This window comes from Methylobacterium sp. FW102-HT35C08 (assembly GCF_058790235.1).
In genome coordinates this window covers 651,127-678,091 of record NZ_JBYTCL010000002.1, presented here as the reverse complement: position 1 = coordinate 678,091, position 26,965 = coordinate 651,127, and the positions used below count along the sequence as shown (strand labels likewise).

Below are 26,965 nucleotides of genomic sequence, written 5' to 3'. Positions count from 1 at the left end.
TCTTGACCCGTCCATGTTCCGGGCGCGGCTCAGGCGACGGGCTGGGGCAGCTGGCCGGCCAGATCGCGGGAGGAGAGGAAGCGGTCGGGCTCATCCAGGGGGACATCGAGAGCGCAGCGCGCGCCTTCAGGCGGAAAGCTCAGCTCGACCGATCCGCCGAGTTCCCGGGCGATGCCGCCGGTGATCAGGCGCGTGCCGAAGCCCCGACGTGTCGGTACCGCCACGGGCGGTCCGCCGCTCTCCCGCCACTCCAACACGAGCCGGCGAGCGTTGTCGGGCCCCACGACGACACGCCACGTCACGTCGACCCGGCCTTCCTCCGTCGCCAACGCACCGTATTTGGCTGCGTTGGTGGTCAGTTCGTGGATCGTCATGCCGAGGGCGAGCACGTAGCGGGGCCGAAGGTCGAGATCCGGCCCATCGAGTCTGAAGCGGCGGCCCTTCCCGTCCTGGAAGGGTGCGAACTCGTTCTCGATGACGAGCCGCAGCGGTGCCCCACCCCAATCATCCCGCGAGAGCAGATCGTGCGTCTTCGAGAGAGCGAGGATGCGTCCTTCCAGCCGGTCGCCACGGTCGTCATCGCGCCGCGCCTGCCGGGCCAACGATTGCACCGTCGTCAGGGTATTGCGCACGCGGTGGTTGAGTTCGTGCAGCAGCAGCGTCTGCCGCTCCTGAAGGAGGCGGCTGCGGGCGATCTCGGCGCGCAACTCGCCCTCATGCTTTTGCAGTGCGACCGCCATGGCGTCGAACGCCTCGCCGAGTTCGCCGAACTCGCCAGGTCCCCCGATCCCGCTGCGCACATCCAGCTCGCCGGCCCGCCAGGCTGCGGCCGACCGGAGAAGGCGTCGGACCGGCCGGCGGATAAAGGCGCGCCCGCCCATCAGCGCCGCCACGAGCGCCAGGGCGGCCCCGATCCCGATCAGGACGAGACCGCGCCGAGTGGCGGCATCGATGTCGGCGAAGGCCGTGTCCGGTGAGAGACCGACCGCGACCGTGAAGGAGCCGAGATCCTCCGGGCTCGTCCCGGCGATCGCGGTGATCCGCGGATTGTCCTGGAGACCGGTCAAGTCCGCGACACCGCCGCGATGGCGGCTCAGCGCCGCCCAGAAGGGCGCGGGAAGCGGCTTGCCAACCCATTCGTCGTGATCGGGCAGACGGATCAGGACGGTGCCGTCCCGGTCCGCGACGGTCAGTGCCGCGTCGGGTGGCAGGCCGGCGGAGGCTTGGCGCATGGCCAGGTAGGAGAGATCGATGCTCGTCAGGACGATGCCGTCCGGGCGGCCATTGGCGCCGGGGATGGCCAGCGCGAACTGGATGGTCGGCCGCTTGGTGATTCGGCCGGACACGACCTCGCCGATGGCAAAGCCGCCGGTTCGCATCGCCTCCTTGAAGTAGGATCGGTCCGCGATCGCGTACGCGCCGGGCGCCGACCCGAGCGTGTTGCACAGGATGCGTCCTTCGGCATCGGCGACGCCGAAGAAGAACGATCCTGGAACCTTATCGACGACGCTCCTGAGGTAAGCCGTGCAGACTTGCGGATCCTTCTTCTGAATTTCCGGCAACTCGGACAGGATGCCGAGGATCTGCCTGGCGCCGCGACTGAACTGATCCAAGTCGACGGCGACGCCGCGTGCCGTCCGCATGGCCTCGCCCCGGACGGCCTCACCCCGCGCGCTGCGCAGCGCGTACTCGTTGTAGCCCTGTATGGCGAGCGCCGGCAGGAGGGCCAAGCCCACGAGGCCCACAATCCGCTTCGTCAGTGACATCGAGGGCGCCGTCCTGCTCCTGAGTAACCCTCGCCGTGGGTCCGAGGACCGAAGGGCGCAGATAGGCGGCGACGGCGTTTCGGAAAGCGCCTTTCGGCGCGCCTGAAGCCGGCGCCGCGCTACGGTCATCCGCGTCGGGCCGCGCGACGGAGACTGAACCGTCTCTGATACGCATGGTTGACCCTGTGCGAGAGAAAAAACGTCCGAGGAATATTGATGACCCGTCTGCCTCTGCTCTGCGGCGTTGTTGCGCTCATGGCTTTCAGCCTGTCCTCGGCTGCCTTCGCGCAGGAGGGCGGCCCGTGCACCGATGACATCGCCACGCTCAAGCGCGATCTCGGAACGCAGGTCGGCCTGGGCGCGCCCGTGTCCGAGCCCGATTACGGCCAGAGCCGCGGGCCGAACGAGTCCGGAGGCCGGCAGGCCTCGGCCAGCACCACCGGCAGCACGGCCAAGCCGGTGGGCACGCCCGACACAGATCGGGCGCAGCAGGGCGGTGCATCCCGCGAGAGCGGCGGCACGCCCGGAACCGTCGGTGGCGTCTCGGGCCCGGTTGGCGCGGCGACCGGCGGCACGCAGGCTGACGCCGTCGCCAGCGGCCGGATCGCGACGTCACCCGCGGATGTGCGCCGGCAGTCGGAGAACCGGCCCACGGCTGCCCAGGCTGCGGCGCAAGGGGGCGATCCCAAAGCCTCCCCCGAGCGGTCGTCCGAGGACAAGGTTTCCCAGGCCAAGATGGCTCTGCAACAGGCCGTGGATCTCAACGCGCGCGGGGACCAGGGCTGCCGCGAGGCCGTCAAGCGGACCCGAGACCTGCTGCCGCAGCACGGACGCTGAGGTCCGTCGTTCGTCGGCCGTCGGTGAGCGCAGATTCCCGGAGCAAGCCTTCCGGGGTCTGCGGCACGCGCTAAAGCCACGGTGCAGAGCCGCGCGCCGCTCCGCATCGATACGGTTCGCGCCGGCGGGTGGCTCAGGCTGCTGATCGAGGCCCGCCTTGCGGCTTCCCGCGACGGCTGAATTCAAGGGGTGCGCAGTTCCGCACCGCCTTGCCGCGCTGACCTCGGACCGGGGTCCGTTCGCGACGTGTCAGGCGCGGCGCAGATTGGACGTTCAACATTCCGGAGGTGAGATGGTCGATCCGTCAAAGGTACAGCGCGCGCCCGTACGCACAAACCGCTTCGGGCTGATTGCCGCCGCAATCCTGATCGCGGCGCTGATCGCGTACGCGATCTACTTCGTCATGGTCCCCGCTCCCCTGCCGCCCGGCGCTCACTGACGGTCCGGAAACTCCGCGCCTCTCGAGAAGGCTCAGTGGGTGCGATGATCATTCCGACGAGGCGACCCGGGATTCCGGAGAGCCTCGGACGCCGTGAGATCAGTCTGAACGTTGAAGCGGATCAGCGCTTTAGTCGGCTGATTGTGCCCACGCAATCGGTGAAAGACGCAAGCACATTCAACGCCGTTCATCCCAGGTGCGGGATTTTCCGTGCCTCTGAGAAGCCGGTGCTTTTTCCGATGCGTCCCGCACTGCCGGCTGTTTGATCTTCTCAACGGCAGGATGAGGACGAACCGGTGACGGCCATCCTCAAACACCGCCGGGATCGGCATCGACGTGATCCGGCGCGCCCGGCCGCGCGCGCCGGCACAGCACCCGCGCGCCCTGCCGCAGCGTCACCTCATCCCGCGGATAGGCATCCTTCACCGCCTCGAAGGCCGCGATCGCGCCGTCGAGCGGGTAGATCACGCCGAGCCGCAATTCGATCCGGCCGCGCGCGTCCCAGACCTCGATCGCGAAGGGCCGGCCCGGCGGGACCGGCGGCTCCAGATCGGGCAGCTTCGGGAGGCGCAGCGTCGCGAGGCACTGGCTCTCGTACTTGCGCGCCACCTTTGCGCCGGGCCCCCGCTGGTGGCGGCAGGTGGCGGTGAGTGCCCGCAGGAGGTCGAGCGTCGCGATCTCCGGCCCGAACCGGGCCAGCAGGCCGTCCAGGCGGTAGCTTCCGTGGCGGCGGCAGGTCGCGCAGTCGATCGCCAGCCGGTCGCCGGCGATGTCGCCCAGGCGCTGGGACGGGCCGTCAGCCATGCACGCCGCCCCGCGCATAGCCGCGCGCGATCAGACGCCCCTGCTCGGCCGCGTGCCGCTCGGCCGCGTCGCGGTCGGTGAGCGCATCCGTGATCGCCTGGACGAGCGCCGCCCGGGTATCGCCCTCGGCGGCCCCGAGAGTGGCCGCGTCGATCGCCTCGGCCTCGGGCCGACGGATCTCCACAGGCGGCGCGTGCCGTTGGACGTGCATCCGGGTCACAACCTCGATTAGAACAGATGGGGAACAAAGCGGATGGCGAGGCGTGGTTCAATGGCTGTTTCGAATCGCGCGACGATTGCGGTGGGCACCTGTGGAGAAGTTGGGAAAACGCCAATGCCGCGGAGGCTTTACCGCTTCCACTGCCTGGGTGGCGGTGAGGCCGTGTTCGACCTGGAGGGGCGGTGGCTGTCGAGCATCCGCGAGGTCCGGCAGCACGCGGACCGGGTGGCGCTCGGTCTGATGACGGGGGTCGGTTGCCAGGACTGGACCGTGTGGTCCGTGGACGTGCGCGATGCCGCGGGCCGGCCGGTGCTGTTGCGCGCGTTCACTGCCGTGACGCTGGACGGCAAGCGGGCGTGAGCGGTGGCCTGGCGATGGCTGCGGCCGGGCTGGCAGGAGCCGGTGCAGACCGAGAGCGGGGTAGTGAAGAAGGCCGAGAACCTGGCCGAGCGGATGCCCGGCGCGGCGGCGCTGAAGATGGCCGGCGACGAGACAGGCGAGCTGGAAGGCGTCACCATCCTCAGGCAGTGGGGCGAGATCCCGGACGACTTCGCCGGGAGCCTGCAGGGCGGCTGACCCAGGTTTTCGGGCGTGCCGGCCGGTGAGCGCCGCGTCATGCTCTTGTGCTCCTGCCCATGCGGCGTTGCGCGCCGGAACGTCACGGACCTGCCTGTCTTTCCAGATCACGAGGGCGGTCGATGACGACGGGCCCAGACAGGGATACCTTCATGCTGAACTTCGCTCGCGGATCGGTGGCGCTCGCCGCCCTCTTCCTCGCAGGTCCCGCTCTCGCCCAAGGCAAGCCGCTGGCACCGCCTGCCAGCGATGCGATGCCGCCGGTTGAACTCACGATCAGCATGAAGGACGGCAAGCCGGTCTGCGAGCCCGCCGAGCTCAAGCTGCCGGCCGACACGAACATCGCCCTGCACATCGTGAGCAGCGCCGATGCGCCGGTCACCATCACGGCGCCCGGGCAGTTCGAGAACGGTCTGGTGCTGCACGCGGACGGCGACCTCGTCCATGTCGCGAGCGAGAAGGGCTACACCGTCAAGCAGAACGGCCAGGGCACGCTTCGCCTGCGGACGATGAAGGCCGGACAGGAGGAGTACGCCTGCACCAGCACGCGCAAGGCCGACGCGCCGTTCAAAGGCAAGCTGGTCCTGAGCCCACCTGCCAACTAGCGCCCTGCCACAACCACAACACCTCTGGTGAGGCGACCACGAGCGGGAGGCTTGCGTCGGCATGCCCGATAAGACATCGGCCAAGAAGAAGCCGCCCAAGGTGGCGGTCGTCGAGAAAGCGCCCCGCAAGGTCGGCCTGCCGACGCAGCTCGCGGCGATCCAGACGAAGTACCGGAACGCTCTTCTCGACGCCGCCGATCAGCCATTCGCGGCGCAAGGCGATCTGATCCGATCAGCGCTGGCAACGCTGCTGGCCGAGAAGGCCGCTTTGGGCGTGAAGGACGGCGAGGAGGAGGCCGGCGCGTCGGAGTAACCCTGCCGGGCGGCGGCCGGCGCCGCGAGCTCCCAGACCCGCGGCCCCAGGTCTGGTTCTGCTTGTTCGGGCGGCCGGTCAACCGTCGGCGCCGCCCGATCTGCTCACGGGCCGGTGGGTCGCAAAATCGGGCTTACGAGCAAGCCGCTTGCTACTTACCGCCGGCAGCCTTGTAGGCATCGATGGCACGGCGACAGTTTGGCGACATCTGGCTCATGTTCTTCTTGAAGCAGGCGTCCATCTGCGGGCTATTCGGGTCTATGCCGGCACAGAACGTGATGGCGTCACCTGCACAATTGGTCTGCAGTTCCTGATTGCCGCGATTCGGCGCCTGTGCCGAGGCGGGGGCGGCGATAGCGATGAGACCGAAGGCGAGGATGAGGCGGCGCATGTTTGGTCCTTAACCAGAGCAGTTCGTCCACGCCCTAACGAAGCTGGCGCCTGTTTTATCCCTTCCGCTTGCAAAATCGGATTCCAGCCGCGCTCTGCAAGATAAGCTCCAGGCCCGCGGTCATGGCACCAAAATGCTCTGCCTGCCGGCCGCCAAGGCTGTCACAAGCATCGTGAAGCCGTTGAGCGAGCCCTGCTGCCGATCCTGGTCCGAACCCAGTGCCTCAGAGACTCGTACTTTTCGCCGCGAACTCCCAGACCGGCACGCCCCAGGCCTGACCCGGCTTCGTCCGGTAGCCGGAGAAGCGGTCAAACACGATCCGGTCCTGCTCGACGGCAACCACCCGGCTGTCGTTGACCATCAGCGCGCCGGCATATTCCACGCGCAGGAAGCCGTGCTGCGGGTGAACGCCGAACAACTGCTCGGCGGTCCAGCCGCGCCGGTGCGCGTCGGCGCCGTGCGCGTCGAGGAAAGCCAGCGCGTTCGTCCGCATCGCCGCCCATTTTGCCGGCAGCAGATACCGGCACGGCGACGCGTGCTCGGACAGGCGCTCGATCCGGTCGCGCCAGGTTATGACGGCGGGCGGGTGGTTGGACATGACGGCGGGGTACGGCCGAATGGTTGCCGGTCCGCTAAGCGTCCGCCACGTCCGCAACGGATGAGGATGCGCGCGCAGCGTTCATCGCGATGGCCAAGGCGGCGGCCATGGCGCCCTTCACGGGAGTCGTTCCGCCGATTCAGCACCGACCCATCGGCCTCCACCCTGGAGAGGCCTTGTGGCGGAGCGGTCATGACGCGGTCGAGGCCCGACAACGCAAAACGGCCGGGGCGATGCCCGGCCATTGTCGTTGTCCGCGAGCCGCTCTTAGCGGAGCAGCTGCAGGATGCCCTGCTGCGCCTGGTTGGCCAGCGACAGGGCCGAGATGCCCAGCGATTGCCGGGTCGACAGCGCCTGCGAGTTGGCTGCCTCCTGGTTGAGATCGGCCGCGGTGAGGTTGGACGATCCGGTATCCAGAATGTTGATCAGGTTCTTGCTGAAGTCCTGACGGTTCTGCACCACCGAGAGGTTCGAACCGAAGGTCGAGGCATCGGTGCGCAGCTGACTGGAGGCGGCTGTCAGGCTGTCCAGGGTCGTGTTGATGTCGTCGTTCAGCAGGAAGAAGCCCTGTCCGGCCGTCGTCGTGCCGGCCGACTTGTTGCCGATGGCATTCAGCTTCAGACCGGCCGAGGTCTCGTCGGTCGCGGTGACCTGCAGGTTCGAGTTGCCCTTCGGGTTGAAGTTGATCGTCAGATCGTTGTTGTCGCCCTTGCCTCTGATCAGGTTCGTGCCGTTGAAGCTCGCGTCACTGGCAAGCTGATCGATCTGGGTCAACAGGCTGTTGTACTGCGCGGCAAGCGTTGCGCGGGCCGACACGCCCGACACCGTCAGATCCGTGCTCTGGCTGGCGGCGGTCGTGGTGTCATAGGTCACGCCGGACGCGTTCGTCCCGCCCTTGAAGCCGAGCGCCGTCTGATCGGTCGAGGTCTTGAACTCGACGTCGGCCGACGCGTTCATGACGATCTTGGTGCCGTCTGTGCTCTTCGAGAAGCTGCCGGCGCCGACAGCCCCATTAAGAGCGCTGATCGCATCGTCAATCGTATTAGCGGTGGTGAGCGTGGCGGACGTCGAGGCACCGTTTACGAAGAGATTGACGGTGGTGTTACTGGCGGTGAACTTTGTCGAGGCAGTGCCGGTGGTGGTGATCTGCGTCGACAGCGCCTGGTTGGCGACCGACTTCGCCTGATCGACCAGCTTCTGGATCGACGTGATGCCCTGGTTGGCCGCCTGGATCGCCTGAATGCCGTTGGAGATGCCATCGAGCAGGTTCCCCAGGTCGCCGGAGCGCTGTGTCAGCGACTGGGAGGTGAAGAAGCTGACCGGGTTGTCGAGGGCCGAGGAGACCTTCAGGCCGGTGGAGAGCCGGTTCTGGGTGGTCGCGGTCAGCGCCGCCGTATCCTGCAGGGAGAGCAGGTTCTGGCGGGTCGCGGCTGTCAGGGTGACGCTGGAACTCATCTGTTACGCATCCATCGTTCCGTGTTCACAGCTATTTCGCACAGCAAAGTAAATAACATCTTATCCGGCGGATAATCCGCAAACGGCGGCGGTCGAGTGAACAAGGGTTATCGGATTATGTAGTCCTGCCTGCATCCTGTTGCCCCCACTCGCGGAGGCCTGAACTATCAGGCTCCAGGATGTCGGCGCACGCGCCTCGGCGGCCATCCTGCTGAGATCTGCGATGCTCTCGTGCGCACGAAAAAGCCCGCGCCGGCGGACCGGGCGGGCTGACGCAATGCTGGGACGACTCAGCGCTTGCGATGCTGGGAAGCCACAGGCAGCTGCGAGAAGACCTCCTCGCACATTGTGCCCAGGCTGCTTCTCATGAGATTTCTCGCCCAAATCCGGCGGCCGTTGTCCATCAGCTCGATCGCTTTCGGCTCCGGTGTCTCTTTTGCGCAGGCTTTCATGACCTTCATGAAGGGATATTCCATCTTGCGACCGCACGACTTTACCGCTTGAAGGAATATCCCGTAGTTCTCGAAGTTTTTACCGCAGTTATCGTCCGAGCGTGCGGCCGAGATAGAGCCACACATGATTAGCATCGCAAGATATGACCGAAGAAGCACTTGTGAAATCCGTGCAGGCGGGATTTGCGAGCAGGCGTCCAGACGCAAGAAGGCCTGCCAGAGCAGGGTTGTGACGGGCGCTCGCTCGCCCGAGAGACGTTGGTCCCTTCCAAACAGTTCCGAGCGTCTGCAACGAAAAAGCCCTGCCGGCGGTGCCGGTGGGGCTGAAGGAAACCGTGAGCGGAACCGCCGAGCCCCGCAAGCGGCGGGCCAGTCAGCAGGGCGGCACCTAAGCGGTGCCCTTGTCGGATACCGGGACTCAGCTATCCTGCCGACATGCGCGCAGCCCTCGCAAGCCTCGCTCTCATCGTCGCTGCCGGTGGGGCAGGCGCGCAGCAGCACCTGCCGACTGTTCCGGAGTTGCTGACCGCGGAGCTGAAAGCCTCGCAGGCCTGTGAGGGCTCCGGAGATCCCGCCATCATCCGTGAGCAGTGCCGCCTCCGCGATCGGCTCAGCGGCCGCTTGGCCCAGGCTGGTTACTGCTGGGGGCGTAAAGGGCAGACCGACGAGAAGAAGGAGTGGCACGCCTGCCAGCCGGACTCGATCTATGAGGACGATATCGAGGCCGTGCAGCGCTGACGAGAAAGCCCGCCTGGCCGAAACGCGCCGGCGAAACGCCCGCTTGTCCCGGCTTCGAATCCCCGCACCGACTGCCGCTCAGAGGCCGAGCAGCCGCGTCCCTGAACTCGGACCGCGGCACATCAGGGCCCGCGCCGGCGGACCAGCCGGGCGAAGGTTGCGTACGATGTTGGAGGCCCGAGCTCCTGATCCGATCGCAATCAGCGTCGTTGGCCGAGCGACTACGCCTGTAGCGTGATGCGGTTAGAGAGAAACAGCCATGTAACGCGGTCTGCCCAGTGTCGAGCTTGGTCAACCTGGAGCGGCTCAGCATGGACGACTCTTCCCCGCCGGATGCTACGGACATCCGCCTCGACGCGCGTGACTCTGCCTTCCGCGAAGACCCGCACCCCATCCTCGACGACCTGCGCGCACGCTGCCCGGTTCATCAGGACAGCGTGCTCGATCGCGTCGTGCTCACCCGCGCCGACGACGTCGCCGCAGTCTTGGCTGACCGCACTCTGTCCAGCGACCCCTTCAAGGGACGGCCCACCACCTACGGTCGAGCCGGCCTTACCGATGCCGACCGCCCGGACCTCCCGCTGCCGTTTCTCGACGATCCTGACCACGCCCGGCTGCGCCGGCTCGTCGTCCAGGCTTTCAGCGTCCGCGCCGTCGAGGCACTGCGTCCGCGCATTGAAGCAGTCGCCGCGACTTTGCTTGACCGCATCGACTCCACGTGCCCCTTCGATCTCATCGCCGACTATGCCGTGCCGCTGCCAACCCTCGTCATCGCCATCATGCTCGGTATCGACGATGCCGAAGTCGAGCAGTTCAAGGCGTGGTCGGACGCCGTCTTGATCGGATACGCGCCGGGGCGGACCGAGGCGGAGGTGCGCGATCGAAACGCCGCAAACGACGGACTGAATGATTGCATCCGGCGTGCGATCGTCGAGCGTCGGCGTGAGCCCCGCGATGATCTCATCAGCGCCCTGACAACGGCCGGGGCGCAGGGCGAGCGGCTGAGTGATGTCGAGATCCTCAACACCTGCCGCACGCTGCTCGTCGCCGGCAACATCACGACCACCGATCTGATCGGCAACGGCACCGTCGCGTTACTGCGGCATCCCGAACAAGCCGCGCGGCTGCGCGCCGACCCCGGGCTGTGGCCGGCTGCGATCGAGGAGATGCTGCGCTACGACCCGCCGGTTGTGAGTTGGAATCGGCAGTGCATCGATGATCGCCTCATCGATGGTTGTCCGGTCGAAGCGGGCCAAACGGTGACGGTAATGCTGTTGGCGGCCAACCATGACCCGGCCCTGCACGCCGCGCCGCATGACTTCGACATCGGGCGGGACCGCCAGAAGCACCACAGCTTTGGTGGTGGCGCGCATTTCTGCCTGGGAGCTTCGCTGGCCCGCCTGGAAGCCCAGGTCGCGCTCTCGGCGCTGTTCGATGGCTTTCCGCAGTTGCGGCTGGCACCGGGGCACGACCTGCAACGTAAGGCAATACCCCGCTTCGGCGGCTACGACGCCGTGTGGCTGACAGCGGCGTGAAAATGAGAAAAGCCCCGCGCGGCGGTGCCGGCGGGGCTTCGGAAGGCAGTCTGGTCTATAAGGACACGCTGCCCGGTTCTCGGCCGATGCCTTAGCGGCTGCTACCGCTGCCAGCGCTGCCGCTCGGCACCGCCCGGGAGGGCTGGCTCGCGTTGCCGCCAGCAGCCGAGTTCGTCGTTGCGGTTTCAGCCCCAGTCGCGCCGCGGGAGATGACCACGTCGCGATCGTTGCCGGTCGTGTTGGGCTGAGACTGGATTACAGCTCCGCCTGATTGTGGGGAGGCGCCTGGGGCCACAGGTTGGGCAAAGGCCATTCCTGGAGCCAACAAGACGAGCGAAGCAATAAAAGCGGTGGATGTGACGCGCATTGAGCATCCTTTCAGCTGCAGCTCCTTAGGTAACTCAGCGCCAGATCGAAGTTTCCGGATGAACATAATGTATGCTTCAATACACGTGATGGGCGCCATGTTTTTTCGCACGGCCCAACAGCAAATTTAATCCCTACAGAGGCCACCCGATCGGCTGATAGGCGCGATCATCCTATGTAGCTTCTCTGCGTTGGGGTCGGATCCCTGGATCGACCACGTTCAGGCGGACAGTCGCACACGAAAAAACCGCCTCGGCCGGTGCCGGGCGGTTCGCGGTGGTCTCGCTGAGAAAAAACGAGGTCCGGTCTGAGCGGGTGAAGTTCGGAGAGGTCTGCCGCGCGACAGGATGCCCGGGCTCGGCGCACGGGCTGCACGCGCCGGGCGGCCGAGGTCGGGGCGACGGAGGCGCAGCTCAACGCGGTGTTCGGCTGGGCTGACGGTCGCCGCGAGAGTGCAACCTATACGCGGACCGCGAACCGGGCCGGCCCGCAAGGTGCGGGGAAATACCGCACCGGTTCCCAGGATCCCGCACCCCAGAAAAGATAAAGCCCGCCAACAACTTGGCGGGCTCACATCCGTTGATTGGTGCCCAGGAAAGGACTCGAACCTTCACCTCTCGCGAGACTGGTACCTGAAACCAGCGCGTCTACCAATTCCGCCACCTGGGCTTGCCGTCGGCCATCGGCCGGCGACGGCTCCGTTTAGGCAACGGAGCCGTCGTCGTCAATCGCGATTTCAGCCCTGCGGCCACTCTCGGATGTCGACGAAGCGCCCGGTCACCGCCGCGGCCGCCGCCATCGCGGGAGACACGAGGTGCGTCCGCCCACGCGGACCCTGTCGGCCCTCGAAGTTGCGGTTCGACGTCGAGGCGCAGCGCTCGCCCGGGCGCAGCTTGTCCGGGTTCATGCCGAGGCACATTGAGCAGCCCGGCTCGCGCCAGTCGAAGCCCGCCGCCTTCAGGATCTTGTCGAGGCCCTCGGCCTCGGCCTGCGCCTTCACGAGGCCGGAACCCGGCACGATCATCGCCGAGACGCCCTCGTGGACCTTGCGGTCGCCGACCACCCGCGCGACCTCGCGCAGATCTTCGATCCGGCCGTTGGTGCAGGAGCCGATGAAGATCCGGTCCAGAGTGATGTCGGTGATCCGGGTGCCCGGCGTCAGGCCCATATAGGCCAGCGCCTTCTCCTTCGACTGTCGCTTGTTCTCGTCGGCGATCTCGGACGGGTCCGGCACGCGGCCCTGCACCGAGATCACGTCCTCGGGGCTGGTGCCCCAGCTGACGATCGGCGGCAGGTTGGCGGCGTCGAGGCGCACCTCGCGGTCGAAGAAGGCGCCCTCGTCCGTGACGAGGCTCTCCCAGTAGCGGCGCGCCGCGTCGAAGGCGGCGCCCTTGGGGGCCTTCGGCCGGTCCTTCACGTACGCGAAGGTCGTCGCGTCGGGGGCCACCATGCCGGCGCGGGCGCCGCCCTCGATCGACATGTTGCAGATCGTCATCCGGCCCTCCATCGAGAGCGCGCGGATCGCGTCGCCGGCATACTCGATCACGTGGCCGGTGCCGCCGGCGGTGCCGATCTCGCCGATGATCGCCAGGATGATGTCCTTCGCGGTCACGCCCGCCGGCAGCGTGCCGTCGACGGTGACGCGCATGTTCCTGGCCTTGCGCTGCACCAGCGTCTGGGTGGCCAGGACGTGCTCGACCTCCGAGGTGCCGATGCCGTGTGCCAGCGCCCCGAAGGCGCCATGCGTCGAGGTGTGCGAATCGCCGCACACGATCGTCTGCCCGGGCAGCGTGAAGCCCTGCTCGGGTCCGATGATGTGGACGATGCCCTGGCGTCGGTCGAGGGCATCGTAGAATTCGATGCCGAAGTCGCGCACGTTCTCGGCCAGCGCCTCGAGCTGGGTGCGGCTCTCGGGGTCGTCGATGCCCTTCGTGCGGTCGGAGGTCTGGACGTTATGGTCCACCACCGCGAGCGTCTTCTCCGGGTGGCGCACCTTGCGGCCGGCCGTGCGCAGCCCCTCGAACGCCTGCGGGCTCGTCACTTCGTGAACGAGGTGACGATCGATGTAGAGGAGGCTGGAGCCGTCCGGCTGGACATCGACGACGTGGTCGTCCCAAATCTTGTCGTAGAGAGTGCGCGGGCTGGTCATCGGTTTTCGTCTTCGGAGATGGGGCGGTGCAGAGCTCTCGCGATGGTGCGTCATCCTTAGTAGGCATCGCGCGCGGATTTCGAAAGAGGCCAGCCCTGCCCCGGTCGGATGGCCGCCCGGCGTCGGCGCGCGGATGTCACCGTCGAGGGGCTGTCCCGCTGGCGCCGCACCCCGCGCAGGCCCTATGCGGGAACGGGGGAACCGGCCGCATCACTGAACGGCCGAACACGGGAGTGAGCGATGCCTGATGCGCCGGCCGAGATCCTGTTGCTGCGGAAGATGCACCCGCTGGTGGAGGCGGCTTTCGAGGGGCGGCATACGGTCCACCGGCTCGCGGGCGCCGCGGATCCGGAGGCGGTGCTGGCCGAGATCGGCCCGCGGATCCGCGCGCTCTGCGTCGGCGGCCAGGTCGGCGTGGATGCGGCGCTGATGGACCGGCTCCCGAACCTGGAACTCATCGCCAATTTCGGTGTCGGCTACGATGCCGTGGACGCGGTCGAAGCCCACCGGCGCGGCATCACCGTCACCAACACGCCGGACGTGCTCACCGACGAGGTCGCCGATCTCGCTGTCGGGCTCGTGCTCGCGACCTTGCGGCGGATCCCTCAGGCGGATCGCTACCTGCGTGCCGGACACTGGCCCAAGGCGCCCTTCCCGCTCACGGCCTCCCTGCGCGGGCGGCGCATCGGCATCCTCGGTCTCGGCCGGATCGGGCGTGCGATCGCCCGACGCCTCGAGAGCTTCGGCGTGGAGATCGAGTACCACGGCCGCAGCCGGCAGGCGGACGTGCCCTTCACCTATCACGACAGCCTGCTCGGCCTCGCCCGCGCCGTCCATATCCTGATCGTGGTGGCGCCCGGGGGCGCCGACACGCGCAACCTCGTGGACGCGGCCGTGCTGGAAGCGCTCGGCCCCGAAGGCATCCTGATCAACGTTGCCCGAGGCACGCTGGTCGACGAGGCGGCGCTGACCGCCGCGCTGAAAGCGGGCACGATCCTGGGTGCCGGTCTCGACGTCTTCGAGAACGAGCCGCACGTGCCGGAGGATCTCGCCGCCCTCGACAACACGGTGCTGCTGCCGCATGTCGGCTCCGCCTCGGAGCATACCCGTGCCGCGATGGCGCAACTCGTCGTCGACAACGTTATCTCGTGGTTCGAGGGGCGCGGCCCGCTGACGCCCGTCGCAGAGACGCCCTGGAGACCGAAAACGTGAGATCGGCACAGGCCGCCCTGCTGGCCAGCTTGGTTCTAATCCCCTGGCCGGCGGCGGCGCAGGATGCGCCCGACCCGGCCCCCGGGGCCGCTGCCCCGGCCACCGACATGCTCGCGGCCCCGCCCGTCGCGGTCTCCGCCCCGCCGAGCCTGCCCGAGAAGCTCGGCGAGGTTCCTGGGACCTGGGACCTGTCCCGCGACGGCACCAATCGCCGCTGCGTGATGACGTTGCTGCTCGAGAGCGGCGAAGCCGGGCGGAAGGTGAACTTCCCGGCGGGGTGCCGACGCGCCCTGCCGGTGATCGCCGGCGTCGCCGGATGGCTGTTCGTCGATGGCGCCGTGCGTCTCGTCGACCGCAACGTCCGGCCGATCCTCGACTTCGCCAAGCGGCCGGACCAGCGCAGCCTGGTCGCACAGGCGGAGAGCGGCGAGCATTACAGCCTTGTCCCGCTGGACATCGTGGCGATGCGGCCTGCCGAGGCGGCGGGCGGAGCGGGCACCCTGGCCGAACCGGCACCGAAGCCGTCCACGCTGCAGGCCGCGACGCCGGTCCCAGCCGCGTTGCAGCCGGCCGCGGTCGCCGCGCCGGGTCCGGCGCCGGGGGTCTACGCCCTGGACCGCTTCCAGGAGCGCGATACCTGCCGGATCACCATCGACGGCGCCGGCGGCGGCGTGAAGATCGTCCCCGGCTGCCACGACGGCGGGCTGGAGGTGTTCGATCCGGTGCGCTGGCGCTACGCCAACGGCCGCATGACGCTGACCGCCAAGCGCGGCCACAGCATCGACCTCGTGCCGAGCGGCGACGGGCGCTGGCGGCGCGACCCGGAGGTCGGCACCACCTTCGTCCTGCGCCGCCTCGATTGATGCCTAGCGCGCGGCGCCGCGGCCGTCCTGAACCGGGAGCATCCGCTCCAGAAGGCCGTCGCGGCGGATGACGAGGTGCCAGACGGTACCGGCGACGTGCAGCACCACCAGGGCATACACGAACCACTGCCCGGCGACGTGGATCGACTCGGCCACCTTCTGGGCCGCGTCGTCCTTCGGCAGGCCCGGCACCGTGAACAGCCAGAAATACGGCGTGTCGCGGCCGGACAGCGCGCTCAGCAGGTAGCCGCTGACCGGCATGATGAGGAAGATTGCGTAGAGCAGCCAGTGGTTGATGCGGCCGATCAGCGTCAGGAGGCGCGGCGCCTGCGGGTCCGGCGGCGCCGGCCGGATCATGCGCCAGACGATCCGCAGGACCACGATCGCCAGGATCGTCAGGCCGACCGATTTGTGCAGGACGAAGGCGCTGCCCTTGGCCGGCGACGGAGGCAGGCTGATCGCCACCCAGGCCAGCGGCAGGATGGCGAGCACCAGGGCTGCGGTCAGCCAGTGCAGCGCCTGCGCGACCGGATTGTAGCGCGGCAGCCCGGAGGCCGTGACGTAGGTGGCTGGGAGCGGCGCCGCCTTGCCGGCCGTGATCGGAGAACCTGACATGATCCCTCGCGCGTGAGCGTGGTCCGGTTCCGCATCTAGGGCCGGCGGCGAGGCGGGGGAGTATCGCGTCAGCGGGACGCGTCGGCCTCCGCGGTCCGCGCGACGGTGATCAGGGCGGCAAGCTCCGCCGCCGCGGCGTTCAGCCGGACCGCGACCCCCTGATCCACGATGCGGCCGTCCAGAATGTCGTCGGACCCCGCGTAGACCGACGTCGGCGCGATGTGGGCCGCGAAGAAGCCGAACAGCGGCCGCAGCCCGTGCTCGACCACGAGGGCATGGCGCAGACCGCCGCCCGTGGCGGTGAGCGCCACGGGCATGCCGGCCATCCGGACGGGATCGACGAAGTCGAACACGTGCTTGAACAGGCCCGCATAGCCGCCCTGGTACACCGGCGTCCCGACGATAAGCGCATCCGCCCCCTCGATCGCCTCGATCATCTGTGCCGCCGGCGCGGACAGATCGTCGCGCTGCGTCGCCCCGAGGCCGGGCCCGGCATCGAGCAGGTCGTAGACCGTCATATCGATCGGACGCAGGCGGCCGAGTTCGGTCCCGAGCGCCTCGACCAGGACGCGGGTGCGCGAAGGCCGCTTGGCGCTCCCCGAGAAGGCAACGACGCGGGCAACACTGGGCTTGACGCTCGACTCGATACTCACCGGGAACCTTTCCGCCGCAGGACACCCCGATGCGGGACTGCGCACACATCCGGCGCGTGCAACGGACGCGCCTCGGGCTACGTGACGGTAGCGCATTACCCCTCCGGATGAACACTCGACGCATCCGCGCGCCGCCGCCATTTCGTTGCAGAACGACGAAGCCTCACGGCCGCAGCCTCCAGACGTGGCTGCGCTTGATCTCGGAATCTTCCAGGGATCGCGAGACGGGCACCGCGTAGGTTGCCAGGCATTCGAGCCGGTCCCGCGGCAGGTACGTCCGGCCCGGATCGCCGATCAGAACCGTGGTGCCCTTCGCCTGGAGGCCGGTGAGCCATCCTGTCACGGCTTCGGCGAGGTCGCGCTCGTAGAAGACATCGGCCGCCAGGACGAGATCGACCCCAGGGTCCGTCTCGAGGAGATTACCGGACACGGCCGCGATGCGGTCTGCGACGGCGTTGGCGGCGGCGTTCAGACGGATCGCCGCCACGGCGAACGGGTCCAGGTCGCTGGCGATGACATGCCGCGCACCGGCACGCGCCGCGGCGATCGCCACCAGGCCGGAACCCGAGGCGAAATCCACCACGCGCGCGCCCGCCGCGACATCGGGATGATCCAGGACATAGCGGGCGAGGGCTTGTCCGCCCGCCCAGGCGAAGGCCCAGAACGGCGGCGGCAGGCCGATCGTCTGCAGCTCGTCCTCGGTCCGCTGCCACAACGCGGTCGCCTCGTCGGCCACGTGGAGCCGGATCTCGGGGGCGTGGGGCACGGGCAGCGGGCGGGTGTTGGCGCGGATGAAGTTGGTCGGATCGTCGGGCGCGTGCACGATCAGGCGCCCAGCAGGTCGCGCCAGACGGCGCGAACGCTGTCGGTCACCGCGGCCTCGGTGAAGCCGCCGGCCTCGATCCGCGACCGCGCCGCCGCGCCCAGATCGGCGACAAGGCGGGCGTCGCCGCTCAGCCGCACGAGGACACGCGCCAAGGCGGGCGCGTCGTCCGGCGGGACGAGCAGACCCTCGACACCGTCGCGCACGAGGCTGCGGCAGCCCGGGACGTCCGACGCGACCAGGGCCCGGCCGCAGGAGGCTGCCTCCAGCAACGCCCGCGGCAGGCCCTCGCCGCCCCGGGAGGGAAGGCACGCGACGTGGTGATGGGCCCAGACCGAGGCGACATCGGCCGTCGGTCCGTGCCACGCGACGCCGTCGCGGCTCCAGTCCCGCAGCGTTGCCTCGGCGATCGCGCGCCGGTTCGACGGATCCGGTGCGCCGAAGAGGGCGAGCTCGACCGGCGCGCCCTGCGCGCGGGCGAGGCGGACCGCCTCCACGGCCACGTCCACGCCCTTCGACCACAGCATGCGGGCCACGACGGCCACCCGCAACGGCGGCATCGCCTGCAGCGGTTGGGGCACGAAGTCCGCCGGATCGACTCCGGCGCCGCCGATCACCGTGACCGATTGGTCGAGCGGATCGAGCCCGAGGGCGCGGGCATCGTCCGGGTTCTCGAACAGGAAGCGGGTGCGCGTCGAGGCCAGCGGGCCCCGGATCAGCGTCCGCAGGCCGAGCCGGGCCGCCCGCCCGATCCGGTCCTGCCGGGCACCCATAAGGCCCAGCCCGGTCAGCGCGTAGACCCGGGCCGGGATCCCTGCCATGGCGGCGGCCGTGCCGCCGATCAGGATGCCGCGCAGGGCGATGCAGTGGACGATGTCGGCCCGGAGCGCCTTCAGGATCGCGGCGAGCTGACCGGCCGCGTAGCCGGCGGCCATGGGGTTGAGGCTCGCCCGTTCCGCCTCCAGGGGCACCACCTGCGCGCCGGTCGCCTCGATGGCGGCGCGGTGCGCCCGGACCCGGGTGACCACCGCCACCGCCAGACCCATGGCCACGGCGGCCCGCGCCATTGGCAGGAAGTGCGAGGCGAAGAACCAGTCCTCGGTCACGACGAAGACGAGGCGCCGCATCGGGGCCGGCAGGTTTTCGGAGGCGGATTCAGAGGCCATGGCGTTCCTCTAACACGGCCCCGCGGCGCGTCCTGCGGCGGATGCGCAGGCCCGGAACGGCCGGCCCACGCTGCCGGTTGACCAAGGCCTTCTCGCGGGGCGTGCAGCCCGGCGGCGTAATCGGGAGGGGCAGGCGATGGCGGATGTCGGGACGGTCGAGAGCGGCGGAGACCTGCGCGCGGCGGCGGAGGAGGCCGGGCTGGTCTATGTCGACGACAGCCGCCCGGGCCTGACACGCAAGCGCAGCGGCACCGGCTTCCGCTACCTTGATGCGAAGGGCGCACCGGTTCGGGACCAGAAGGTCCTGGCCCGCATCCGGTCTCTCGCGGTGCCGCCGGCCTATACGGATGTCTGGATCTGCCCACGCAGCAACGGCCACATCCAGGCGACCGGCCGGGACGCCAAGGGCCGGAAGCAGTACCGCTACCATCCGGATTTCCGGCAGGCGCGGGAGGCCAACAAGTTCTCGCGCATCATGGCCTTCGCGAACGCCCTGCCCGACATCCGTCGGCGGGTCGATGCCGACATGAAGCGGCCGGGACTCTCGCGCGAGAAGGTGCTGGCCACGGTGGTCCACCTCCTCGAGACGACGCTGATCCGCGTCGGCAACGACGACTACGCGCGCACCAACAAGAGCTACGGGCTCACCACCCTGCGCGATCCCCATGTCCGGATCGAGGGTGCGGCCCTGTCGTTCCGCTTCAAGGGCAAGAGCGGCAAGACCTGGGACGTCTCGCTCAAGGACCGGCGCGTCGCCCGCATCGTGAAGGCCTGCCAGGACCTCCCCGGTCAGGAGCTGTTCCAGTACCTCGACGCGGACGGCACCCAGCGCGACGTGACCTCGTCGGACGTCAATGCGTACCTGCGCGAGATCACCGGCGAGGACTTCACCGCCAAGGATTTCCGGACCTGGGCCGGCACGGTCCTGGCCGCTCTGGCCCTGCGCGAGTTCGAGAGCTTCGACAGCGAGGCTGGCGCCAAGCGCAATCTCAGGGCCGCGATCGAGAGCGTCGCCAGCCGCCTCGGCAACACGCCGACGATCTGCCGCAAATGCTACATCCATCCTCAGGTTCTCGATTGCTACCTGGAGGGCGGGCTGCTCCTTCAGGTGAAGGACGCGGTCGAGTCGGAGTTGAGTGAGGATCTATCGAGCCTTCGACCCGAGGAGGCCGCAGTTCTCGGGCTGCTCCAGTCGCGGCTGGCCGCGGCCGAGGACGACGTCCGAGCGGGGCAGCTGGTCAAGCCCGCGGCGACGCAGGGCCCGAACGCGAAGACATCGCGCGGCAAGCCCGCCGCCAAGGCGGCAGCGAAGAGAGCGGGTGCCGCCCGCACTCCGTCGACCGCGAAGGAGAAGCCGCGATCGCGCGCTCAGGGAAGACCGCAGGCCGGCGCCGCCTGACGCTGTCCTGCACCCCCGACGAGCCCGCGCGCTGTCCCCGTCAGTGCCGGAACGAATTGTCGTTGCTCGACGCGGGCCCGCTGGTCGTGCCGCGCCGGGCCTGCTCGCCGCTGTCCACCACCGGCGCAAGGCCGAGCTGACGCGCGAGAGAGACCAAGTCCTTCAGCCGCCCGGTCTGGGTCTTGCGGCGCAGGTTGAGGCGGTGGGTTTCCACCGTCCGGACGCTGAGAGCCAGGCGCCGTGCGACCTCCTTGTTGCTGAAGCCGGAGCTGAGGAAACGCAGCACCTCGGCCTCACGCGGTGTCAGCCCAAGGCTGTCGCCGGGACCGGTCGGCATGGGCAGGGGCTGCTCCGGCGGCACCAGACACTCGGAGCCCTCCGCGAGCGCGAGCAGCGCGGCACCGAGGTCCCGCGGCGACTTCGAGCGGGCGACGAAGGCATCGGCACCCGCAGCCAGGAGGGCGCGCAGGTCGTCGGCGGTGAGGGCGCCGAACGCCACCAGCGTGCGCAGGTTCGGCTGGCGCTCCTTCAGACCGACGAGGCGTGCGATCCCATCGGCCAGCCGGATCTCATCCAGGAAGATCAGCGCGACCGCGCTCCCGGCATCGGCCTGTTCCAGGTCTGCCTCGCCGATCGTGTGAAATTCCGGCATGTGCTCCAGAGTGGCGCGAACAGTCGCGCTCAGGTCCTGCGGCTCATCCAGGATTAGGACGCCAACGGCCGTACTCATGACCTCGCACCTTTCTCTCCCGACATGGTACAGGTGGCCGGGATCGAAGGCCAAGTTCCAAGAACCGTTCCAGTGGAAACGGGCGAATATTAAGCTTTATATTGGCAGAATCGATGCACGTTCGCCGCACCTGGGCGAATCCCTGCCCCGATCTGGGGCAGGTATCGGGATGTGCTAATCCGGCTGTGCCGATCTGGGGCAGTCGGGCTGTTTCAACTGGCGACCGCCACGCCGTCATGACCCTGATACGGGACCACCTGATTGCGGCCGCCGCTCTTGGCCGCATAAAGCGCGACGTCGGCACGCTTGATCAGGGCCTCGACGCTGTCGCCGTCGACCCAGCTGCTGACACCGAAGCTGCAGGTCAGCCGGATCGGGCCCTTGCTGCCCGGGATGTGGAGCGCCTGAACGCCCACACGCAGGCTTTCGGCGCGCGCGAGAGCCAGGGAGAGACCGCATCCCGGCAGGATGACGGCGAATTCCTCGCCGCCGAGTCGGCCGGCGATGCCGGCCCCGGAGATCAGATCGGCCACGGCCTTGATGGCGACATCGCCGACATCGTGCCCGTGCTCGTCGTTGATCCGCTTGAAGTGATCGATATCGAGCAGAATGGCCGAAACGCCCCCGGAGCGCCGGCTCTGCTCGGCAGCTTTGCGCGCCCGGTTGAAGAAGGCACGCCGGTTGTAGGAACCGGTCAGCGGATCCGTCTCCGCCAGACGGATCAGCTCCTCCTGCATCGTGGTCAGGCGCTCGGCCGCCCGCAGCCGCGCGTTCAGCTCCTCGGCGCTGGGCGGCTTCTCGATGAAATCGTCGGCGCCACTGTCGAGCGCCTCGGCCAGGCTGCGGACGTTGCGCGCCGACGACATGGTGATGACGTGCAGGGGGCCGCGCCCCTCGGCGAGCAGGCGCGCCGACCAGCAGAGCTCGAGCCCGCAGAGCGGCCGAACCTCAAGGCTGGTGATCAGGACCCGGACCGCCGGCGTCGCGGCGAGGAAGTCCAAGGCCTGCGCGGAATCCGTGAAGGCGTGCACGTCGTGGCCCCGCGGCTCGATCAGCGAGGCGATGATCTGAAGCACGACACGGCTCGAGTCGACGATGACGATCTGCATGGCGTGACCCGGGATTGATATCCACGGTGTAAGCCGGAAGACTTAACCCACCCCAAACGGGCTGAATTTCAGGATGAGCGCGGCCATAACCACTCCCGATCAGCGCTATATCGTTGTCCGTGATCGACTTTGGCGGCGGACAGATCCCAACTTGTCTCCGGAAGAGCGGCAGGCGTTGATCGTACGGCTGATGGCAGCACGCCGGGCCGTGAAGGCCGCCAAGCAGGCCGAGCGCGACAACGATGCCGGCGCGGCGGAGGCGTTGACCGCCGCCCGCGCCGAGGTTGACGCCGCCAAGGTCGCGCTGGGTGAGCGCGGGCCGGTCTGGTGGCCGGACGGTGCGCCGGATCTCAACCGACGCATGGTCCGCACCACTCCCTATGCGGCGTGGTACGCCGCGCTCAGCGCCGGGGAACCTGAACCGAGATGATCTGAGGGCCGGAGGGCCGACCGCCAGCGGTCTCGCGCCCGCGATGACGCGCGGTCGACTCGCCGGCATTGATGACCGTCAGGGTCGGCTGCGCGGCCGGAGGCGCCGCGATGCCCGTCACCGTCGGGATCCCGTACGTGCCGTAGCTCCACGGCGCGGGAACGATCTGGGTCGGGCGCGGCACGCGCGTCAGGGGGGCGCCGATATAGGTCCCGCGCACGAAGTTGCCGGCGAAGCCGTCCTCGCCGGCATAGGCCGGACCATAGGCATCGACACTGCGGAAGCCCTGGGCCGAAGCCGGCGCGGCGAGGAGCAGGGCGAGAAGTGCGAGGGTCGTCCGGGGCGCCATGGCGTCGGCTCCGATGCGCGTCGGCGCGATCGGGTCGCGCGGGATGCTGGGGCGGGCTGTTGGGGAACGAACCGGACCACCGGCCGTTCCGGCGCTCCAGCCGCGGAGAGTGCGTAACGCTCACTCCATACCCTGCGGATTGCCGCGGCCGATCTCAGCGGCAGGTGGTGATCCGCCGGACGACCCAGCCCTCGCCCTCGATCCAGAGGCGGCGGCGTGCCCGGCTGCAGATCGCGTCATCGTCCCGCTCCACCACGGCAGCGGGATGAACCTGGGCGCCGGCTTCCGCGACTTTCGTCTCGGCCGGGGCTGTCGCGGCCTGGGCGGCGAGGTTGGCCAGGAGGAGAACGGCGCCGGACGCGCCAGCTACGGACATACGGATCATCATGGCGGGAAAAGCGCTCTGCGGCCGTGCTTGGGGGATCGTTCCTTGAATGCACGGGCGCCCAAATCGGTTTCATCGACCGCGACGGTTGGTGCGTCGCGGCACGTCCGCCCGAGCACCGCTTAGATTTCCGCGCGTTCGCGGGTAAGGAGGAACAAAACCGGATACGACGGCTGCCGGAAGCCCCTGCACCGCGCCACGAACGGGTGCGGCAAGGTCCGGTCCAACACGCAAGGGTTCATGAGCAAGCCGAAGCCCCCGACCAACGCCCTCCTGACGCCGGAGAAGCGCACCGAGGACGTCGATCAGACGATCCGCCCGCTGAGCCTGTCCGAGTTCATCGGCCAGCGGGCGGCGCGGGCGAACATGCAGATTTTCATCGAGGCGGCGAGGAAGACCGGGCAGGCGCTCGACCACGTGCTGTTCGTCGGCCCGCCGGGCCTGGGCAAGACCACGCTGGCCCAGATCGTGGCGCGCGAGCTCGGGGTGAACTTCCGCTCGACGTCGGGTCCGGTGATCGCCAAGGCCGGGGATCTGGCCGCGCAGCTGACCAACCTCGACGAGCGCGACGTGCTGTTCATCGACGAGATCCACCGGCTCAACCCGGCAGTCGAGGAGATCCTCTACCCGGCCATGGAGGATTACCAGCTCGACCTGATCATCGGCGAGGGCCCGGCGGCGCGCTCGGTCAAGATCGAGCTGCCCAAGTTCACGCTGGTCGGCGCCACGACGCGGGCGGGCCTGCTGACCACGCCGCTGCGCGACCGGTTCGGGATCCCGATCCGGCTGGAGTTCTACGAGATCGACGAGCTGGAGCAGATCGTGGCGCGCGGCGCGCGGGTGCTGGGCCTAGGGATGTCGGCGGAGGGCGCCAACGAGATCGCCCGGCGGGCGCGGGGCACGCCGCGGATCGCGGGTCGGCTGCTGCGGCGGGTGCGGGACTTCGCGGTGGTGGCGGAGGCCGAGACGGTGACGCGGGCGATCGCCGACCGGGCGTTGCAGCTGCTCGACGTGGACGGGGCGGGTCTCGACGTGATGGACCGCAAGTACCTGAGCCTGATCGCGCGCTCGTTCGGGGGCGGACCTGTGGGCATCGAGACGATCGGGGCGGCGTTGTCGGAGCCGCGCGACGCGATCGAGGACATCATCGAGCCCTACCTGATCCAGCGCGGCTTCGTGCAGCGAACCCCGCGCGGCCGCATCCTCACCAGGCACGCCTACCGCCATCTCGGCCTCGCCGTGCCGAAACGTGACCTGGGCGGGCAACTCGGGCTGCTCGAAGACAACGAAGACTGACGCGGAAGAAACGCCGGACCCATGCGCCGCGATCAGTCCTGCGTTTCGCGCGTTTCATAATGCGACAGCTGGATTTCACTGCGCTCTTCCGCGAGCTTTTTGCTGTGCGTCGGATGTAACTGACTGCAACGACGCCTGTTTCCGACATGGATCCGAGATAATATTGCCAAGCTTGTGGTGGTCTTCGGGCAAGATCCGTCGGCGGAAAACTGCGATGTTTCATGGAACAGCATGAAGATGCGCCAGTTGTGGAGGCGACCGCGCCACGTTCGTTTGGCGCAGGTGAGGCTGCCGTCATCGAGGCCCTGCCCCTCGGCTCTCGGCTGGTCTTAGCATTCCCAAGAACAACGTCAGGGATAAACTTCCGCCATGAAGAAGATGACGCTCGCCGTTCTCGGCCTCTCGGCCGTGTTCTCTGCGCCGGCTTTCGCGCAGGACGCTCTGCCGATCCGCGTGTCGCCGTTCGCCAACCAGGACGGTGTCGGCGCCGCCGCGACCGAAACACCGGCCTTCCGCGCAGAGGCTTTGCGCTCGGACGCCGCCAGCATCGAGGCGAGCCGCATCGCTCTGCAGCGGTCGCGCAACCCGCACGTCCGCAACTACGCCAACCGCGTCTTGGTCGAGCGCAAGGCCACCACCGACGCGCTGCTGCCGCCGAACACCTCCCTGTCGCGCAACGGCTCGGTGGTCTCGGATAACCAGGGCATCCGGACCGATCTGAGCAACCCGGTCGGGCTCGTGCTCGCCCCGGTGACGATCGCGGCCAACATCGGCACCGGCATCGTCGGCGGCGCTCTGGGTGCGGTCGGCATCGTCGACAACAGCCCGGCCGAGCCGGGTCGCCGTGTGGCCCTCGGCGAGCGCGGTCAGGCGCGCCTCGCGCAGCTTCAGTCCGCCCCGCGGGGCCGCGCTTTCGACCGGACCTACATCGACCAGCAGGCTCGGTCCGATGCCCGGACCCTGGCGCTGTACGATTCCTACGCGAAGTCGGGTGACAACGTGCAGGGCCGTCGCTTCGCCACCGAAGCCCTGCCCTACATCGCCGACGAGCACGCCCACTCGGCGAGCCTCGCGGCCCGCATCGGCGGCTGATCAGCGCGCCTTTCAGATGACGTGAACTCGAGGGCTGCCTTTGGGCGGCCCTCGTCGTGTTGCGCCTGTGCCCGGCGCGCCGCTAAGGGAATGCATGATTGCAGCAGAGCCCGCGAACGACGATCCGGCCCAAGCAGGAGCCCAAGCAGGAGGCTCGCCGCATCGGCTTCCGGTGCGCGTCTATTACGAGGACACCGACTTCTCGGGCTTCGTCTATCACGCGAGCTATCTCAGGTTCCTTGAGCGGGGGCGCACGGAACTGCTTCGCGACCTCGCCGGTGACCAGTCGGAACTCCACCGCGAGGCGCGCGGCCTCGTCTTCGTGGTGCGTCGGATGAGCCTCGATTTCGTCCGTCCGGCCCGGATGGACGACCTGCTGACGATCCTCACCCGCACGCGCGTCCTGCGCGGCGCCTCGATGCAACTGGCCCAGGAGGTTCGGCGCGGCGGCGAAATTCTGGTCGCGGCGGACGTCACGGTCGCCTGCGTGCGCGACGGCCGCGCGGTCCGCCTACCGGATGGATTGCGGCAGCGGTTCGCGACCGTTTCGGCCGATCGGCCGTCAGCCGGCCCGTGACGGATCGGCCTCGCGCAGCACCCGGGCGAAGGCGTTGACGATCGTCATCGCATCGTACTCGACCGAGACGAGCTGGTAGCCCATTCCGACCATCTCCCGCGCCCGCGCCGGCGACGGCGCGAAGGCACACGGGATCTTCCCCGCCGCACGCGTCTTGCGCGCGATCTCGGCGAGGGCGGCGCTGACTGCGGCGCCGAGCGGATCGAAGGCCGTGCCCTTTGAGAGCGCGATCGACAGGTCGGCGGGACCGACCAGCACGCCGTCGATGCCCGGCACGGCCAGGATCGCCTGGAGATCCGCGATCGCCCCCTCGGTCTCGCACATGGCGATCGTCAGGGCGCGCCCATTGGCCTCCGCGAGATACGCGGAGCTGTCCCGGAGACCCGACAACCACATGGCGCGGTCCGGGCCCCAGCTCCGCTGGCCGACCGGCGGGAACTTCGCGGCGGCGGCCAGCGCCTCGGCGTCAGCCACCGTGTTGATCATCGGGGCGACGATCCCGGCGGCACCCGCGTCGAGCATGCGGGAGACCATGGCGAAGTCGCCCACCGGGACGCGCACCAGGGTCGATTTTCCGGCGAGGGCGACCTCGGTGATCGCGGCGCAGCAGGATCGGTAATCGTAGCTCCCGTGCTGCTGGTCCAGGAGCACCGCGTCGAAGCCGGCCCGCGCCAGGGCACCGGCCACCAGCGGATCCGCGATCATCGACCAGCCCAGGAACCGCGCCGGTCCGGTGGGCAGCAATTCGGGCAGACTGGGAACGGGAAGGGTCATGCGGTCCTGCGTGTTTCAGGGCTCGCGACTCGGTGCCGCTGGCCGGGACCTTAGCGGACGCGGTTTCGACGGGTCCAGCCCGCTGCCCCGGTTCGAACAGCGGGACGCCTCAGGATCGCCGGGATCGAAACCGATCCTTAACCCTGTCGCGCCCTTAACGGAGGCGGTGCGGCGGCGGGGCGTTGAGGGCGGAGTCGGCCCTTACTTTCGACAGATTCGCGGGCGACAGCGTTGAAATCGCTCACGTA

32 protein-coding genes and 1 tRNA gene are annotated in these 26,965 nt (G+C 68.7%); 15 read left to right on the top strand and 18 right to left on the bottom strand.

What is annotated here, in order from left to right; translation table 11 throughout:
- Window positions 1-29: 29 nt before the first annotated feature.
- Window positions 30-1,766: a sensor histidine kinase gene (locus AC3WSN_RS03385; protein ID WP_192708674.1), complete on the bottom strand. Its 1,737-nt coding sequence runs from the start codon at window positions 1,764-1,766 to the stop codon at window positions 30-32.
- A 216-nt stretch (window positions 1,767-1,982) separates the two neighbouring features.
- Between AC3WSN_RS03385 and AC3WSN_RS03380 the strand changes: the two genes are divergently transcribed.
- On the top strand, window positions 1,983-2,603 hold the full coding sequence (locus AC3WSN_RS03380; RefSeq protein ID WP_192708673.1) for a hypothetical protein: 621 nt from the start codon (window positions 1,983-1,985) through the stop codon (window positions 2,601-2,603).
- A 292-nt stretch (window positions 2,604-2,895) separates the two neighbouring features.
- Entirely contained in the window at window positions 2,896-3,042 is a 147-nt protein-coding gene (locus AC3WSN_RS03375) for a hypothetical protein (protein ID WP_192708672.1), read from the top strand.
- Between the two features lie 309 nt (window positions 3,043-3,351).
- On the opposite strand, the gene AC3WSN_RS03370 is transcribed toward AC3WSN_RS03375, so the two are convergent.
- Complete coding sequence (locus AC3WSN_RS03370; protein WP_192708671.1) at window positions 3,352-3,846, bottom strand: hypothetical protein; 495 nt, start codon at window positions 3,844-3,846, stop codon at window positions 3,352-3,354.
- On the bottom strand, window positions 3,839-4,057 hold the full coding sequence (locus AC3WSN_RS03365; protein ID WP_192708670.1) for a hypothetical protein: 219 nt from the start codon (window positions 4,055-4,057) through the stop codon (window positions 3,839-3,841). The genes AC3WSN_RS03370 and AC3WSN_RS03365 overlap by 8 nt, the downstream gene beginning before the upstream one ends.
- A gap of 42 nt (window positions 4,058-4,099) precedes the next feature.
- On the opposite strand from AC3WSN_RS03365, the gene AC3WSN_RS03360 reads away from it, so the two are divergent.
- From AC3WSN_RS03360 to AC3WSN_RS03345, 4 genes are all read left to right on the top strand, one after another.
- Entirely contained in the window at window positions 4,100-4,426 is a 327-nt protein-coding gene (locus AC3WSN_RS03360) for a DUF6894 family protein (protein ID WP_373622359.1), read from the top strand.
- Window positions 4,427-4,429: 3 nt separating this feature from the next.
- Window positions 4,430-4,642: a hypothetical protein gene (locus tag AC3WSN_RS03355; RefSeq protein WP_192708668.1), complete on the top strand. Its 213-nt coding sequence runs from the start codon at window positions 4,430-4,432 to the stop codon at window positions 4,640-4,642.
- Between the two features lie 152 nt (window positions 4,643-4,794).
- Window positions 4,795-5,247: a cupredoxin domain-containing protein gene (locus AC3WSN_RS03350; RefSeq protein WP_192708667.1), complete on the top strand. Its 453-nt coding sequence runs from the start codon at window positions 4,795-4,797 to the stop codon at window positions 5,245-5,247.
- 61 nt (window positions 5,248-5,308) lie between these two features.
- Window positions 5,309-5,560, top strand: a complete 252-nt coding sequence (locus tag AC3WSN_RS03345) for a hypothetical protein (protein WP_192708666.1) — start codon at window positions 5,309-5,311, stop codon at window positions 5,558-5,560.
- A 151-nt stretch (window positions 5,561-5,711) separates the two neighbouring features.
- Here the strand turns inward: AC3WSN_RS03345 and AC3WSN_RS03340 are convergent, their stop codons facing one another.
- The 4 genes from AC3WSN_RS03340 to AC3WSN_RS03325 all read right to left on the bottom strand — a co-directional run bounded on the left by AC3WSN_RS03340 (window position 5,712) and on the right by AC3WSN_RS03325 (window position 8,582).
- Window positions 5,712-5,951, bottom strand: a complete 240-nt coding sequence (locus tag AC3WSN_RS03340; protein ID WP_192708665.1) for a 3',5'-cyclic-nucleotide phosphodiesterase — start codon at window positions 5,949-5,951, stop codon at window positions 5,712-5,714.
- Between the two features lie 223 nt (window positions 5,952-6,174).
- Complete coding sequence (locus tag AC3WSN_RS03335; RefSeq protein WP_492536301.1) at window positions 6,175-6,549, bottom strand: hypothetical protein; 375 nt, start codon at window positions 6,547-6,549, stop codon at window positions 6,175-6,177.
- A gap of 267 nt (window positions 6,550-6,816) precedes the next feature.
- The gene (locus AC3WSN_RS03330) at window positions 6,817-8,004 is read right to left on the bottom strand and encodes a flagellin N-terminal helical domain-containing protein (RefSeq protein WP_492536300.1); all 1,188 of its coding nucleotides are present in this window, start codon (window positions 8,002-8,004) and stop codon (window positions 6,817-6,819) included.
- Window positions 8,005-8,294: 290 nt separating this feature from the next.
- Entirely contained in the window at window positions 8,295-8,582 is a 288-nt protein-coding gene (locus AC3WSN_RS03325) for a hypothetical protein (protein ID WP_492536298.1), read from the bottom strand.
- A 309-nt stretch (window positions 8,583-8,891) separates the two neighbouring features.
- On the opposite strand from AC3WSN_RS03325, the gene AC3WSN_RS03320 reads away from it, so the two are divergent.
- Together AC3WSN_RS03320 and AC3WSN_RS03315 are read left to right on the top strand one after the other, a co-directional pair.
- Window positions 8,892-9,194, top strand: coding sequence for a hypothetical protein (locus AC3WSN_RS03320; RefSeq protein ID WP_492536296.1), 303 nt, complete (start codon window positions 8,892-8,894; stop codon window positions 9,192-9,194).
- 311 nt (window positions 9,195-9,505) lie between these two features.
- A complete protein-coding gene (locus AC3WSN_RS03315; protein WP_492536294.1) occupies window positions 9,506-10,729 on the top strand; it encodes a cytochrome P450 in 1,224 nt (407 codons plus the stop codon).
- A gap of 950 nt (window positions 10,730-11,679) precedes the next feature.
- On the opposite strand, the gene AC3WSN_RS03310 is transcribed toward AC3WSN_RS03315, so the two are convergent.
- Both AC3WSN_RS03310 and leuC read right to left on the bottom strand, forming a co-directional pair.
- Window positions 11,680-11,764, bottom strand: a tRNA-Leu gene (locus AC3WSN_RS03310).
- 67 nt (window positions 11,765-11,831) lie between these two features.
- The gene (leuC, locus tag AC3WSN_RS03305; RefSeq protein WP_492536292.1) at window positions 11,832-13,244 is read right to left on the bottom strand and encodes a 3-isopropylmalate dehydratase large subunit; all 1,413 of its coding nucleotides are present in this window, start codon (window positions 13,242-13,244) and stop codon (window positions 11,832-11,834) included.
- Between the two features lie 240 nt (window positions 13,245-13,484).
- On the opposite strand from leuC, the gene AC3WSN_RS03300 reads away from it, so the two are divergent.
- Entirely contained in the window at window positions 13,485-14,456 is a 972-nt protein-coding gene (locus tag AC3WSN_RS03300; RefSeq protein WP_492536290.1) for a 2-hydroxyacid dehydrogenase, read from the top strand.
- A complete protein-coding gene (locus AC3WSN_RS03295) occupies window positions 14,453-15,319 on the top strand; it encodes an AprI/Inh family metalloprotease inhibitor (RefSeq protein WP_492536288.1) in 867 nt (288 codons plus the stop codon). The genes AC3WSN_RS03300 and AC3WSN_RS03295 overlap by 4 nt, the downstream gene beginning before the upstream one ends.
- 3 nt (window positions 15,320-15,322) lie before the next feature.
- Here AC3WSN_RS03295 and AC3WSN_RS03290 read toward each other — a convergent pair whose 3' ends face one another.
- From AC3WSN_RS03290 to AC3WSN_RS03275, 4 genes are all read right to left on the bottom strand, one after another.
- Window positions 15,323-15,934 (bottom strand): cytochrome b, encoded by a 612-nt coding sequence (locus AC3WSN_RS03290; RefSeq protein ID WP_192708656.1) that lies wholly within the window; start codon window positions 15,932-15,934, stop codon window positions 15,323-15,325.
- A 68-nt stretch (window positions 15,935-16,002) separates the two neighbouring features.
- Window positions 16,003-16,587: an NAD(P)H-dependent oxidoreductase gene (locus tag AC3WSN_RS03285; RefSeq protein ID WP_492536286.1), complete on the bottom strand. Its 585-nt coding sequence runs from the start codon at window positions 16,585-16,587 to the stop codon at window positions 16,003-16,005.
- A gap of 163 nt (window positions 16,588-16,750) precedes the next feature.
- The gene (locus AC3WSN_RS03280) at window positions 16,751-17,410 is read right to left on the bottom strand and encodes a class I SAM-dependent methyltransferase (RefSeq protein ID WP_492536285.1); all 660 of its coding nucleotides are present in this window, start codon (window positions 17,408-17,410) and stop codon (window positions 16,751-16,753) included.
- A gap of 2 nt (window positions 17,411-17,412) precedes the next feature.
- Window positions 17,413-18,576 carry a glycosyltransferase family 4 protein gene (locus tag AC3WSN_RS03275; RefSeq protein ID WP_492536283.1) on the bottom strand — a complete coding sequence of 388 codons (1,164 nt, stop codon included), beginning with the start codon at window positions 18,574-18,576 and terminating at the stop codon, window positions 17,413-17,415.
- A 136-nt stretch (window positions 18,577-18,712) separates the two neighbouring features.
- Between AC3WSN_RS03275 and AC3WSN_RS03270 the strand changes: the two genes are divergently transcribed.
- Complete coding sequence (locus AC3WSN_RS03270) at window positions 18,713-19,975, top strand: DNA topoisomerase IB (protein WP_492536281.1); 1,263 nt, start codon at window positions 18,713-18,715, stop codon at window positions 19,973-19,975.
- A 40-nt stretch (window positions 19,976-20,015) separates the two neighbouring features.
- Here AC3WSN_RS03270 and AC3WSN_RS03265 read toward each other — a convergent pair whose 3' ends face one another.
- Both AC3WSN_RS03265 and AC3WSN_RS03260 read right to left on the bottom strand, forming a co-directional pair.
- Window positions 20,016-20,705, bottom strand: a complete 690-nt coding sequence (locus AC3WSN_RS03265; protein WP_192708651.1) for a LuxR C-terminal-related transcriptional regulator — start codon at window positions 20,703-20,705, stop codon at window positions 20,016-20,018.
- 212 nt (window positions 20,706-20,917) lie between these two features.
- Window positions 20,918-21,814, bottom strand: coding sequence for a GGDEF domain-containing protein (locus tag AC3WSN_RS03260; RefSeq protein WP_492536279.1), 897 nt, complete (start codon window positions 21,812-21,814; stop codon window positions 20,918-20,920).
- 73 nt (window positions 21,815-21,887) lie between these two features.
- Here AC3WSN_RS03260 and AC3WSN_RS03255 point away from each other — a divergent pair, with 73 nt between their 5' ends.
- Window positions 21,888-22,244, top strand: coding sequence for a hypothetical protein (locus tag AC3WSN_RS03255; protein ID WP_492536277.1), 357 nt, complete (start codon window positions 21,888-21,890; stop codon window positions 22,242-22,244).
- Here the strand turns inward: AC3WSN_RS03255 and AC3WSN_RS03250 are convergent.
- Window positions 22,216-22,593, bottom strand: a complete 378-nt coding sequence (locus tag AC3WSN_RS03250) for a hypothetical protein (RefSeq protein ID WP_192708648.1) — start codon at window positions 22,591-22,593, stop codon at window positions 22,216-22,218. The two genes, AC3WSN_RS03255 and AC3WSN_RS03250, sit on opposite strands and share 29 nt — an antisense overlap.
- Window positions 22,594-22,747: 154 nt before the next feature.
- The gene (locus tag AC3WSN_RS03245) at window positions 22,748-22,969 is read right to left on the bottom strand and encodes a hypothetical protein (protein WP_373622358.1); all 222 of its coding nucleotides are present in this window, start codon (window positions 22,967-22,969) and stop codon (window positions 22,748-22,750) included.
- 249 nt (window positions 22,970-23,218) lie between these two features.
- On the opposite strand from AC3WSN_RS03245, the gene ruvB reads away from it, so the two are divergent.
- From ruvB to ybgC, 3 genes are all read left to right on the top strand, one after another.
- Window positions 23,219-24,274, top strand: a complete 1,056-nt coding sequence (gene ruvB, locus AC3WSN_RS03240) for a Holliday junction branch migration DNA helicase RuvB (RefSeq protein ID WP_492536275.1) — start codon at window positions 23,219-23,221, stop codon at window positions 24,272-24,274.
- Between the two features lie 369 nt (window positions 24,275-24,643).
- Window positions 24,644-25,366: a DUF4142 domain-containing protein gene (locus tag AC3WSN_RS03235; protein ID WP_492536274.1), complete on the top strand. Its 723-nt coding sequence runs from the start codon at window positions 24,644-24,646 to the stop codon at window positions 25,364-25,366.
- Window positions 25,367-25,460: 94 nt separating this feature from the next.
- A complete protein-coding gene (gene ybgC, locus AC3WSN_RS03230; RefSeq protein WP_492542994.1) occupies window positions 25,461-25,943 on the top strand; it encodes a tol-pal system-associated acyl-CoA thioesterase in 483 nt (160 codons plus the stop codon).
- On the opposite strand, the gene AC3WSN_RS03225 is transcribed toward ybgC, so the two are convergent.
- Complete coding sequence (locus AC3WSN_RS03225; protein ID WP_492536272.1) at window positions 25,929-26,717, bottom strand: HpcH/HpaI aldolase family protein; 789 nt, start codon at window positions 26,715-26,717, stop codon at window positions 25,929-25,931. The two genes, ybgC and AC3WSN_RS03225, sit on opposite strands and share 15 nt — an antisense overlap.
- Between the last annotated feature and the right edge of the window lie 248 nt (window positions 26,718-26,965).